The sequence below is a fragment of the Pseudomonas sp. S3_B08 genome, assembly GCF_054667725.1.
In genome coordinates, this window is the sequence record NZ_CP162750.1 from 4,489,045 (window position 1) to 4,501,744 (window position 12,700).

At 62.0% G+C, this 12,700-nt stretch carries 10 protein-coding genes; 4 read left to right on the forward strand and 6 right to left on the reverse strand.

The window, feature by feature from the left end; all coding sequences use genetic code 11:
* Positions 1-78: 78 nt before the first annotated feature.
* Positions 79-1,233, reverse strand: coding sequence for an acetylornithine deacetylase (argE, locus tag AB4N73_RS20380; protein ID WP_305381722.1), 1,155 nt, complete (start codon positions 1,231-1,233; stop codon positions 79-81).
* A gap of 156 nt (positions 1,234-1,389) precedes the next feature.
* Here argE and AB4N73_RS20385 point away from each other — a divergent pair, with 156 nt between their 5' ends.
* Complete coding sequence (locus AB4N73_RS20385; protein ID WP_041476882.1) at positions 1,390-2,760, forward strand: CYTH domain-containing protein; 1,371 nt, start codon at positions 1,390-1,392, stop codon at positions 2,758-2,760.
* 106 nt (positions 2,761-2,866) lie between these two features.
* On the opposite strand, the gene AB4N73_RS20390 is transcribed toward AB4N73_RS20385, so the two are convergent.
* Complete coding sequence (locus AB4N73_RS20390; protein ID WP_024014730.1) at positions 2,867-3,331, reverse strand: Lrp/AsnC family transcriptional regulator; 465 nt, start codon at positions 3,329-3,331, stop codon at positions 2,867-2,869.
* Between the two features lie 126 nt (positions 3,332-3,457).
* On the opposite strand from AB4N73_RS20390, the gene AB4N73_RS20395 reads away from it, so the two are divergent.
* From AB4N73_RS20395 to AB4N73_RS20405, 3 genes are all read left to right on the forward strand, one after another.
* On the forward strand, positions 3,458-3,796 hold the full coding sequence (locus tag AB4N73_RS20395; RefSeq protein ID WP_041476883.1) for a hypothetical protein: 339 nt from the start codon (positions 3,458-3,460) through the stop codon (positions 3,794-3,796).
* Positions 3,797-3,888: 92 nt separating this feature from the next.
* Complete coding sequence (locus AB4N73_RS20400; protein ID WP_024014732.1) at positions 3,889-5,673, forward strand: GspE/PulE family protein; 1,785 nt, start codon at positions 3,889-3,891, stop codon at positions 5,671-5,673.
* 65 nt (positions 5,674-5,738) lie between these two features.
* Positions 5,739-6,059, forward strand: a complete 321-nt coding sequence (locus tag AB4N73_RS20405; protein WP_172667868.1) for a DUF2388 domain-containing protein — start codon at positions 5,739-5,741, stop codon at positions 6,057-6,059.
* Positions 6,060-6,198: 139 nt separating this feature from the next.
* Here AB4N73_RS20405 and gcvP read toward each other — a convergent pair whose 3' ends face one another.
* The 4 genes from gcvP to AB4N73_RS20425 form a co-directional block, all read right to left on the reverse strand.
* Positions 6,199-9,072, reverse strand: coding sequence for an aminomethyl-transferring glycine dehydrogenase (gene gcvP / locus AB4N73_RS20410; RefSeq protein WP_460142477.1), 2,874 nt, complete (start codon positions 9,070-9,072; stop codon positions 6,199-6,201).
* A 236-nt stretch (positions 9,073-9,308) separates the two neighbouring features.
* Positions 9,309-9,692 (reverse strand): glycine cleavage system protein GcvH, encoded by a 384-nt coding sequence (gene gcvH / locus AB4N73_RS20415; protein WP_150742944.1) that lies wholly within the window; start codon positions 9,690-9,692, stop codon positions 9,309-9,311.
* Between the two features lie 47 nt (positions 9,693-9,739).
* On the reverse strand, positions 9,740-10,822 hold the full coding sequence (gene gcvT / locus AB4N73_RS20420) for a glycine cleavage system aminomethyltransferase GcvT (protein WP_457264953.1): 1,083 nt from the start codon (positions 10,820-10,822) through the stop codon (positions 9,740-9,742).
* A 155-nt stretch (positions 10,823-10,977) separates the two neighbouring features.
* The gene (locus tag AB4N73_RS20425; protein ID WP_460142478.1) at positions 10,978-12,594 is read right to left on the reverse strand and encodes an ABC transporter permease; all 1,617 of its coding nucleotides are present in this window, start codon (positions 12,592-12,594) and stop codon (positions 10,978-10,980) included.
* Positions 12,595-12,700: the final 106 nt, after the last annotated feature.

Genomic DNA, 12,700 nt, shown 5'->3' on the forward strand with positions numbered 1-12,700 from the left:
GCGAAAACGGTGGATCAGGTTCATCAATGGCGACTGACGGAACGCTTTCGCGAGCAGGCTCGCTCCCACACAGGGCCGTCATCGTTCGTCTGTCGTCAGGCAATAATGTTCAATCAACTGCCGAATCAGATGCACGGTAGGCTGCAAACGTGACATTTCAAGGTACTCGCCGGGTTGATGCGCGCAGGCAATGTCGCCGGGGCCGAGGACGATGGTTTCGCAGCCGAGGCGCTGAAGATAAGGCGCTTCGGTGCCGAACGCTACTGCTTCGGCGCGATGGCCGGTGAGCTTTTCAGCGATGCGCACCAGTTCGGCATCTGCAGCCTGCTCGAACGGCGGCACTTCCGGGAACAGCGGTTTGTAGTCGATCTTCACTTTGTGCCGCTCGGCCACCGGGTTGAGCTTGTGCAGGATTTCCGCGCGCAGCAGGCTCGGATCCATGCCCGGCAGCGGGCGCAGGTCGAATTCCAGCGAGCACTGGCCGCAGATGCGATTGGGGTTGTCGCCGCCATGAATGCAGCCGAAGTTCATCGTCGGTTGCGGCACGCTGAACTGTGGGTTGCTGAATTCACGCTGCCACAACAGGCGCAGACCGCGCAGTTCGCCGATCGCATCGTGCATCGCTTCAAGGGCGCTGTGGCCCAGGCGCGGATCAGACGAGTGACCGCTCTGCCCGAGGATATCGATGCGCTCCATCATGATGCCTTTGTGCATGCGAATCGGCTTGAGCCCGGTCGGCTCGCCGATCACCGCCGCGCGGCCCAGCGGCTGCCCGGCCTCGGCCAGCGCTCGGGCGCCGGACATCGAGCTTTCTTCGTCGCAGGTGGCGAGGATCAGCAGCGGTTGCTTGAACGGCTGATCGAGCAGCGGCCGCACGGCTTCGATGATCAGCGCGAAGAAGCCCTTCATGTCACAACTGCCCAGCCCGACCCAGCGACCGTCGACTTCGGTGAGCTTCAGCGGGTCGGTCTGCCACAACGCGTCGTCATAAGGTACGGTGTCGCTGTGCCCGGCCAGCACCAGGCCGCCGGGGCCGCTGCCGATACTGGCGAGCAGATTGAATTTGCCGGGGCTGACCTGCTGGATATCGCAGCTGAAACCCAGGTCACCGAGCCAGCCAGCGAGCAGATCGATGACGGCGCGGTTGGACTGGTCCAGGTTCGGTTGGGTGCAGCTGACCGATGGCGCGGCAATCAGCGCGGCGAACTGGTCTTGCATGGACGGCAATGGCATCACTGACTCCAGGTCCCGGATTGAGGCCCACTATAGAACCATCCGGCGCGCGGAATAAACCGCCGCAGGGCGTAGGAAGTTTGACTCCTGTACACTGCACGGCCTTGGCAGCCACACATTCCCCCGGCTGCGCTCCCGATTCTGGATGTTCCGGCCATGCAAAAAGAAACTGAAATCAAACTCCGCGTCAGCCGCGAAACCCTCGCTGCCCTGCGCGAGCACCCGCTGCTGAAGAAACGAAACAAAAGTGGCTGGGAACGCCGTGAGTTGATGAACCAGTACTTCGACACCCCCGAGCGCGACCTCGCCCAGGCCAAGGTCGCCCTGCGCCTGCGCAAGGACGGTGACGAAGTGATTCAAACTCTCAAGACCCGCGGCCAGAGCGTCGCCGGTCTGTCCGAGCGTAACGAGTACGACTGGAAACTGCCGAAGGCCAAGCTCGACGTGAAGAAACTCGACGGCGAATGCTGGCCCGAGTCGCTCGCCGAGCTGGACAAGAAAACCCTCAAGCCGATCTTCACCACCGATTTCGTCCGCGAGCGCGCCGAAATCGCCTGGGGCCGTGGCAAGACCAAAGTAGTCATTGAAGCCGCGCTGGATCTCGGTCACGTGGTGGTCGGCAAGCAGAAAGAAGAAATCTGCGAGCTGGAACTGGAGCTGCGCGAAGGCGAGCCTGCCGCGTTGCTGGAACTGGCTGCCGAACTGGCCGAAACCCTGGCGCTGATGCCATGCGATATCAGCAAGGCCGAGCGCGGTTATCGCCTGCACGACGCCAACAGCTACTCGCTGAGCCTGCCAGCGCCGCAGCTGACCACCGAAACCCGTCTCGACGACGCCTTCGCCGCGCTGAGCTGGCATCTGCTCGGCAGCAGCCAGCGTCTGGCCGAACAATATCGCTTCAACGGCCACTGGCGTCTGCTGCAGGACTGGGTCGAGAACCTCGCGGAAATGCGCGCCCTGCTCAGCAGCCTCGGCCAGGCTGCGCCGCGTCAGTCGACCCACGATTTGCGCGTGGCCCTCGATGCCTTGCTGGAAGACTGGCGTCCACTGGTACAGGTCGGCATCGAAGACGAAGACGTGCGCAAGGCCGCGCCGGAGCAGTTCCTCGAAGAACTGGAAGACCCGCGCTGGGGCCAGTTCTCGCTGAACGCTTCACGCTGGCTGCTGGCCCGCACCTGGACCGCCGACCGCAACACTCGCGGTAATCGTCAGGGTGACGCGCAACTGCACAGCTGGCTGCCGCGTCTGCTCGGCGAAGAAGCCACTGCTCTGCAGCTGCAACGCTATCAGCAGCAGCCGGAAGATCTCGCTGAACAACTGCCGCGTATCGAACGCATTCAGGTCTGGTTGCACCATGCGCGCAACGTGCTGGACATCCCGGAAATGGATCGCCTGTACGGTGAGCTGAACAAACTGGCGCAACTGGCCAACGAGCCGACCATCACCGACGAACTGCTCGATGCACGCAAGCATCAGGCAATTGCGGTGTACCAGAACCGCGCTTGGAAAATCCTCCTGCGCAGCTAAACACCTTCCCACCTGATCGTTCCCACGCTCTGCGTGGGAACGATCAAGCGGGGTCTGCTGCGCAGCCCAGCGGGGATAAATCCCCTCGCCACAAAGGCCATCCGCACTAGACCGGCAGGCTCGTGGTGGACTTGATTTCAGAAAGCGCCACAATCGAATTCACTTCCTGTATCCCCGGCACCAGCGACAGCTTTTCGAAAAAGAACCGCTCGTACGCCTCAATGTCTGCCGCGACTATGCGCAACATGAAGTCCACTGCGCCCATCAGCACATAACACTCCAGCACTTCCGGAAAGCCGCGAATCGCCTCGGTGAATTCAGTGAAGTTCGAACGCCCATGAGCGTTGAGTTTGATCTCGGCAAAGATCTGCGTGTTCAGGCCGATCTTCTTGCGATCCAGCAAGGTCACCTGACCGCGAATAATGCCCTCCTCCTTCATCCGCTGAATCCGCCGCCAGCACGGCGATTGCGACAGGCCGACCTGTTCGGCGATCTGCGCGCTCGACAGCGAAGCGTCTTCCTGGAGCAAGGCGAGGATCTTGCGGTCGTAGGCGTCCAGCTCGCTGTGCATAAAAAATCCTCAAAGATCAGCTTTCACGAATCAACTCTTTCGATAAATCCGTTCAGACGCCGATCATAGCCAAGAAATACCCCGCACCGAATGTAAAAATTTCTCCAGTGATTTTGGAGACTCGCCATGCCGCACCTTGAAGCCGTGAACAGCGCCCCCACCCGCGCCGATGTCTGGAACGTCAACAACGCCCACTGCCTGGCGCAGTACCGGATCCTCGCCGAGGCCGAGCCGGATCTGCTGGTGCGGGTGCTGAATCTGTTCGCTTTGCAGTTTCTGACGCCGGAGCAGGTCAACGTCCAGCGCCAGGAAGATCTGCTGTCGATCGACCTGCTAATGGGCGGCCTGAGCTGGCATCGCGCGCAAGTGATCGCGGAAAAACTGCGCAACCTGATCAGCGTCTGCACAGTGGACCTGCACAACGCCGACGCAGCGTGGCAGGCGCCCGCACAGGCTGCCGGCTGACAAATCCGGCAACGGCTTCGTCGGGTAGTGGCCCAACGGTCAGCAGAGCCACGACTATCCTTTTGCGCATGACGCTTAAAAAGGAAAGCCGCATGTCCGTTCAATTTGTCACTCAGGACCGCTGGCTGGACCTCAACGATGTATTACGGGAACTGGTCGCCCAAGGCTTCATCTGCCAGGACGCGGCGGAACAGGCGCTCAATGCCCGCCGTCGCCATGCTGCTCACGGGCAGATGCATCCGCTGGAATTCATCGCCAGCCAGCAACTCGACGACCTCAGCCGTCCGGGCAAACATCTGGATCTGGAAAGCCTGACCCTGTGGCTGGCGCAACAGGCCGGTCAGCCGTATTTGCGCATTGATCCGCTGAAAATCAATGTCGCGGCGATCACGCCGCTGATGTCCTATGCCTTCGCCCAGCGCCACAAGATTCTCGCCGTCGCCGTGGACCGCGATTCGGTCACCGTGGCCAGCGCTCAGCCCTACGTCAGCGGTTGGGAAGCCGACCTGACCCACGTGTTGAAGCTGCCGATCAAACGCGTTGTGGCCAACCCGGTCGACATCCAGCGCTTCAGCGTCGAATTCTTTCGTCTGGCCAAATCGGTCAGCGGCGCCAGCAATGCCGACGCCCAGGGCGGCAACCTCGGCAATTTCGAACAACTGCTCAATCTCGGCGCCAGCGACCAGGAACCGGACGCCAACGACGCGCACATCGTCAACATCGTCGACTGGCTGTTCCAATACGCCTTCCAGCAGCGCGCCAGCGACATCCACATCGAACCGCGCCGCGAGCACGGCACCGTGCGCTTTCGCATCGACGGCGTGCTGCACAACGTCTATCAATTCCCGCCGCAGGTGACCATGGCGATCGTCAGCCGCCTGAAAAGCCTCGGCCGCATGAACGTCGCGGAAAAACGCAAACCCCAGGATGGCCGGGTCAAGACCAAGACCCCGGACGGCGGCGAAGTGGAATTGCGTCTGTCGACCTTGCCGACGGCGTTCGGCGAAAAAATGGTCATGCGGATTTTCGACCCGGAAGTGCTGCTGAAAAATTTCGACCAGTTGGGTTTCAGCGCCGACGACCTGCGCCGCTGGCAGGACATGACCCGCCAGCCCAACGGCATCATTCTGGTCACCGGGCCGACCGGTTCGGGCAAGACCACCACCCTGTACACCACGCTGAAAAAACTTGCGACGCCGGAGGTCAACCTCTGCACCATCGAGGACCCGATCGAAATGGTCGAGCCGGCCTTCAACCAGATGCAGGTGCAGCACAACATCGAACTGACCTTCGCCGCTGGAGTGCGCGCGCTGATGCGACAGGACCCGGACATCATCATGATCGGCGAGATCCGCGATCTGGAAACTGCGGAAATGGCGATTCAGGCCGCACTCACCGGCCACTTGGTCTTGTCCACCCTGCACACCAACGATGCACCAAGCGCCATCAGCCGTTTGCTCGAACTCGGTGTGCCGCATTACCTGATCAAAGCCACCGTGCTCGGCGTTATGGCTCAGCGTCTGGTGCGCACGTTATGCCCGCACTGCAAGGCGCCACTGACGCTCGAGGATGAAGACTGGCAAACCCTGACCCGGCCCTGGCAAGCGCCGCTGCCGAGCAATGCGCAGCGAGCGATCGGTTGCCTGGAATGCCGCGACACCGGCTATCGCGGCCGCGCCGGGGTCTACGAAATCATGCAACTGAGCGACAGCCTCAAAGCGCTGATCACCCCGGATACCGACCTCACCGCGATCAGGCGTCAGGCATTCAAGGAAGGCATGCGCAGCCTGCGCCTGTCCGGCGCGCAGAAAGTCGCGGCGGGGCTGACCACGGTGGAAGAAGTGCTGCGGGTGACGCCGCAAAGTGAGTTGAAATAATTCAGCACGGAACTGGATCGGGGGATCGGCTATCCAACGCCGTAGTCAATCCCAGGAGTCACCTCATCATGCGTCTCAAACTTGCTGTCGCCACCTTGGCCCTGCTGTCGCTTCCCGTTGGTTCGGCCATGGCGGACAGCTTTTGGCGTAACGTCATCTCCTCCGGTGCCACCACCGGCTCGACCTACCTGACGTTCAAGGATCACAAGCTGATCGTCGCCGCCCAGGACGACGCCGGCAGCTTCGTCGCCAGCGACGGCGGCATCCGTGGCCCGTACCTGGAAGCAGCCATGCAGAAAGTCCGCGCCGACAACCCGGGCCTGCAGGCTTCGGACATGGAACTGGCGAACGCGATTCTGGCGAAGAACGCCGTGGCGTCCGAGTAAGCCTCGCGCCATGAAAAATGCCGCTCGATCGAGCGGCTTTTTTTTGCGCCAGAATCAAAAGATCGCAGCCTTCGGCAGCTCCTACCTTTGGAATGCATTCCTACTGTAGGAGCTGCCGAAGGCTGCGATCTTTTGATCTTCAGCGGTAATCATCCACCGGCACGCAGGCGCAATACAGATTGCGATCGCCGTAAACGTTATCCACCCGATTCACCGCCGGCCAATATTTGTGCAAGCGTGTGTGCGCATCCGGGGTGATGGCCTGTTCGACACTGTAGGGTCGCTCCCAGACTCCAGTGACATCGGCCAAGGTATGCGGCGCGCGTTTGAGCGGGTTGTCTTCGCCCGGCCAGTTGCCCTTCTGCACTTCATTGATCTCTGCGCGAATACTCAGCATCGCCGCGATGAAGCGGTCGAGTTCTGCCTTGGATTCGCTCTCGGTCGGCTCGACCATCAACGTACCCGGTACCGGGAAGGACATGGTCGGCGCGTGGAAGCCGTAATCCATCAGCCGCTTGGCAACGTCTTCCTCGCTGATGCCGGTTTGCGCCTTCAGTGGGCGCAGATCAAGAATGCATTCATGCGCCACCCGGCCGTTGCGCCCGGCGTAAAGCACCGGGAACGCCCCGGATAGATGCTGCGCCAGATAATTTGCCGCCAGAATCGCCACCTCGCTGGCGTCCGCCAGTTGCGGGCCCATCATGGCGATGTACATCCAACTGATCGGCAAAATGCTCGCACTGCCCCACGGTGCTGCGCTGACTGCGCCGTTCTGCGCCAGCGGCCCGTCAATCGGCACCACCGGATGGTTGGCGACGAACGGCGCCAGATGCGCACGGACGCCGATCGGCCCCATGCCCGGCCCGCCGCCGCCATGGGGAATGCAGAAGGTCTTGTGCAGGTTCATGTGCGACACGTCGGCGCCAATGTCCGCCGGTCGGGCGAGACCAACCTGGGCATTGAGGTTGGCGCCATCCATGTACACCTGGCCGCCGTGCTGGTGGATCACTGCGCAGATGTCGCTGATGCCTTCCTCGTAAACGCCATGGGTCGACGGATAGGTCGCCATCAGGCACGACAACTTATTCCCAGCCTCTGCGGCTTTCAGCTGCAAATCATCCAGATCGACGTTGCCCGCCTCATCGCATTCGACAATCACCACACGCATTCCGGCCATCTGCGCCGAGGCCGGGTTGGTGCCATGGGCCGACGACGGAATCAGGCAGATATCCCGCGCGCCCTCCCCCCCGCTCTCGTGATATTTACGGATCGCCAGGAGCCCGGCGTATTCGCCCTGGGCGCCGGAATTGGGCTGCATGCAGATCGCATCGAAACCAGTGATCGCGCAGAGCCAACGCTCAAGTTCTTCGATCATCAGTGTGTAACCGACAGCCTGCTCCCTCGGCACGAAGGGATGCAGATTGGCGAACTGCGGCCAGGTGATCGGGATCATTTCGCTGGTGGCGTTGAGCTTCATCGTGCAGGAACCGAGCGGAATCATCGACTGATTGAGCGCCAGATCCTTGTTTTCCAGTTGTTTGAGGTAACGCAGCATCTCGGTTTCGCTGTGGTGAGCGTTGAACACCGGATGTTGCAGGTACGGTGTGCTGCGCTGGAGTTCGTCGGGAATTCCCGAGGCGATGTCCTCCGCATCAAGCGCATCAACGCTCAGGCCGTGATCGGCGCCGAGCAGCACATCGAACAGCTTCGCCACGGTGTGTTCATCACAGGTCTCGTCCAGACTCAGACCGACGCGGCCGCGGCCAAGAATGCGCAGGTTGATCTGCGCCGCCTGAGCGCTTTCGATGATCGCCGTTTGCGCACCGCCGACCTCCAGGGTCAGGGTGTCGAAGAACTGCTCGTTGAGCCGTTTGATACCGTTGCGCTTGAGTCCCGCGGCGAGGAGGCAGGTCAGGCGATGCACGCGCTGGGCGATACGCTTCAAGCCCTCGGGGCCGTGATACACCGCATAACAGCTGGCGATATTGGCCAGCAGCACCTGCGCGGTGCAGATGTTCGAATTGGCTTTCTCGCGGCGGATGTGTTGCTCGCGGGTTTGCAGGGCCATGCGCAGCGCGACGTTGCCACGAGCATCTTTCGACACACCGATGATCCGCCCCGGAATCGCCCGTTTGTATTCCTCGCGGCTGGCGAAAAACGCCGCATGAGGGCCGCCATAACCCATCGGCACACCGAAACGCTGGGACGAACCGAACACCACGTCGGCACCCAACTCACCCGGCGGCGTCAGCACCAGCAGGCTGAGCAAATCGGTAGCGACGCAGGCCAGGGCCTGTTGTGCGTGCAGGTGGTTGATCAAGGGTTTGAGATCGCGGATTTCGCCGTGGGTGTCGGGGTATTGCAGCAGCGCGCCGAACACCTCGTGCTGCGCCAGGTTATCCACCGCGTCGACGACCAGCTCGAAGCCGAAACCTTCGGCGCGGGTCTGCACCACGGAGAGGGTTTGCGGATGGCAGTTTTCATCCACAAAAAACAGATTGCTCTTCGACTTCGCCACGCGCCTGGCCAACGCCATGGCTTCGGCCGCTGCGGTGGCCTCATCGAGCAGCGAGGCGTTGGCCAGTTCCAGGCCGGTGAGGTCGATGGTCAGCTGCTGAAAATTCAGCAGGGCTTCGAGCCGGCCCTGGGCGATCTCTGGTTGATATGGGGTGTACGCGGTGTACCAGCCGGGATTTTCCAGCACGTTACGCAGAATGACGGTCGGCGTGACGGTGCCGTGATAGCCCATGCCGATCAGGCTGGTGAACAGCTGATTCTGCTCGGCATAACCGCGCAGTTTCGCCAGCGCAGCCTGTTCGTCGAGTGCCGGCGGCAGATCCAGTGCGCGATTGAAGCGAATGCCCGGCGGCACGGTCTGCTCGATCAGCTCGGCGCGACTGCCCAGGCCGAGGCTGTCGAGCATCGCCTGCTGCTCGGCGGCATCCGGGCCAAGGTGGCGGCGCAGAAAGGCTTCGGGATCGCGTAACTGGCTCAGGGACGGCGACTGGGACATGACGGGCTCTCCTGGCTGGCGCTTGGCGTCAATCGACACGGTCAAACCAGCATAGCAGGCGAATTTTCAAGATCACGCCGCCCCTGTGGGAGCGAGCCTGCTCGCGAAAGCGGTGTTTCAGAAACCTTGGCATTGACTGATATGGCGCTTTCGCGAGCAGGCTCGCTCCCACAAAGGGATATTCGTCGCCCATAAAAAAGCCCCGACGAATCGGGGCTTTGGGTGTTGCCGGCAACTTACTCGCCGATTGCAGCCTTGTACCCAGCAGCATCCAGCAGCTTGTCCAGCTCGGCCTTGTCGCTTGGCTGGAGCTTGAAGATCCACGCGCCGTACGGGTCATTATTCAGCTCTTCTGGCGAGTCGGTCAGCGCCTCGTTGATCGCGATGACTTCACCGCTGACCGGGGCGTAGATGTCGGAGGCGGCTTTCACCGACTCGACCACGCCGGATTGATCACCGGCGGCGAACACCTTGCCGACTTCGGTCAACTCGACGAACACCACGTCGCCCAGCGCTTCCTGCGCGTGATCGCTGATGCCCACGGTGACGGTGCCGTCAGCTTCCAGACGCGCCCATTCATGACTTTCGGCAAAACGCAGTTCGGCAGGGATATCGCTCATCTTCGGTTCCTCGGAAATTGGTCAGCGGTCATACCCGCCAGAAAAGGTTAGATCAAGGTTTTGCCATGGCGCACGAAGGTCGGTTTGACCACTCGCACCGGGTACCACTTGCCACGGATTTCCACTTCGGCGCGGTCGGCAGTCGCCATCGGTACACGCGCCAGGGCAATCGATTTGCTCAGCGTAGGAGAGAAACTACCACTGGTGATCTCCCCTTCGCCAACATCGGCGATGCGAACCACTTGGTGAGCGCGCAAAACCCCGCGTTCTTCCAGCACCAGACCGACCAGCTTGTGCGCTACGCCCGCGGCATTTTCCGCCTCCAGCGCCGCGCGACCGATGAACTGCCGCGAGGCCGGCTCCCAGGCGATGCTCCAGGCCATGTTCGAGGCCAGCGGTGAAACGTCCTGATGAATGTCCTGACCGTACAGGTTCATTCCGGCCTCGACACGCAAGGTGTCGCGAGCGCCAAGGCCGATCGGCGAAATACCGGCACCGACCAGGTCGTTGAAGAAACCCGGCGCCTGATTGGCCGGCAGGCAGATTTCCAGGCCATCCTCGCCGGTGTAACCGGTACGCGCGATGAACCAGTCGCCGTCGATGGCGCCTTCGAAAGGTTTGAGTTGCTGGATCAGCGTGGCGCGCGACTGGGTGACCAGTTCGGCAATCTTGTGCCGGGCCTGCGGGCCTTGGATGGCGAGCATCGCCAGCTCGGCGCGCTCGTGCAGTTGCACGTCGTAGGCGCCGAGCTGGGCGTTCATCCAGGCCAGATCCTGATCGCGGGTCGAGGCGTTGAACACCAGCCGGTACGCGTCGTCGAGGCGATAGACGATCATGTCGTCGACGATGCCGCCGCGCTCATTGAGCATGGTGCTGTACAACGCCCGGCCGGGGCGGTGCAGACGTTCGACGTCGTTGGCCAGCAGATGCTGGAGCCAGGCCTTGGCCTGGGCGCCGGTGACATCGATCACGGTCATATGGGAAACATCGAACACCCCGCAATCGCGGCGCACTTCGTGGTGCTCCTCGACCTGCGAGCCGTAATGCAGTGGCATGTCCCAACCGCCAAAATCGACCATCTTCGCGCCGAGCGCGAGGTGCAGGTCATACAGAGGCGTACGCTGTCCCATGGGTTTCTCCTTCCGGGCGTGGCGAGGGTGCGGACCGCCGCTATACGGCTGAAAGCCTTGATGGATAAGGCTTGCAGCCGATTCCAGCGCACGGGTCTGTCAGACGAACCGCACCGAATGCCGCGCATTGTAGCCGCATGATGTAGGACTGACGACTAAGTGTTTCGATGCGCCGAACGTCGAATCAATCCGATCACCGGCAACAACCCGACCAGCACCAGCGTCAATGCCGGCAATGAGGCGCGCGCCCATTCGCCTTCGCTGGTCATTTCAAAGATGCGCACCGCCAGCGTGTCCCAGCCAAACGGGCGCATCAGCAGGGTCGCGGGCATTTCCTTGAGCACATCGACGAACACCAGCAACGCGGCGCTCAACGTGCCGGGCAGCAAGAGCGGCAGATACACTTTGAAAAACAGTCGCGGCCCACTGACACCCAGGCTGCGTGCCGCTTCAGGCAAAGATGGCCGTATACGCGCCAGACTGCTTTCCAGCGGCCCATAGGCGACGGCAATGAAGCGCACCAGATAAGCCATCAGCAACGCCGCGAGGCTGCCGAGCAGCAACGGTTTGCCGGTACCACCGAGCCAGGCGGAGAGCGGAATCACCAGTTCACGATCCAGATAACTGAAGGCAAGCATGATCGACACCGCCAGCACCGAACCGGGCAAGGCGTAGCCGAGATTGGCCAGGCCGACCCCGGAGTTGATGGCTGGGGTCGGTGCCAGGCGCCGGGCAAACGCCAGCAACAGCGCAACGCTGACGGTGATCAGCGCCGCCATCGCGCCCAGGTACAGCGTGTGCAGAATCAGTCCGGCGTAGCGCTCGTCCAGATCGAAGCGTCCACGCTGCCAGAACCAGACGATCAGTTGCAGCACCGGGATGACGAAGGCGCAGGCGAACACCAATCCACACCAGCCCGTCGCCGCGAAGGCCTTGATTCCCCGCAGGTGATACAGCGCTTTCACCCGTGGCCGCTCGTTGCTGGCCCGATTCGCCCCGCGTGCCCGGCGCTCGCCGTACAGCACCAGCATCACCACCAGCAGCAACAGACTGGCCAGTTGCGCAGCGCTGGGCAGGCTGAAAAAGCCGTACCAGGTTTTGTAGATGGCCGTGGTGAAGGTATCGAAGTTGAACACCGACACCGCGCCAAAATCGGCCAGGGTTTCCATCAGCGCCAGCGCCACGCCCGCGCCAATCGCCGGACGCGCCATCGGCAGCGCAACCCGCCAGAACGCCTGCCACGGCGACTGGCCCAGCACCCGCGCCGCTTCCATCAAACCTTTGCCCTGAGCCAGAAACGCGGTGCGCGCCAGCAGATAAACGTAGGGATAAAACACCAGCACCAGCACCACGATCACCCCGCCGGTGGACCGTACCCGAGGCAGGCGCAGGCCGCTGCCGAACCATTCGCGCAACAGGGACTGCACGGGGCCGGCGAAATCGAGCAGGCCGACGAAAACGAACGCCAGTACATACGCTGGAATGGCGAAGGGCAGCATCAGCGCCCAGTCGAGCCAGCGCCGACCGGGGAATTCACAGAGGCTGGTCAGCCATGCGAGGCTGACACCCAGCAGAATCACGCCGACACCGACGCCGAGGATCAGCTTCAGGGTATTGCCGAGCAGACGCGGCATCTGGGTTTGCCACAGGTGCGACCAGATCTGCTGATCGATGGTCTGCCACGACAGCAGCAACACGCTCAGCGGCAACAACACCAGAGCGGCGATGGCGAAGACGATGGGGTACCAGCGGCGTTGGGCGGGGTGGGCCACTTTTGGGTCTCTGGAGGGATTGGGGTGTTCTTGGATTGCGTATTTCAGGTTGGGATTGCTGCCCTCACCCTAGCCCTCTCCCGGAGGGAGAGGGAACTGACCGAGG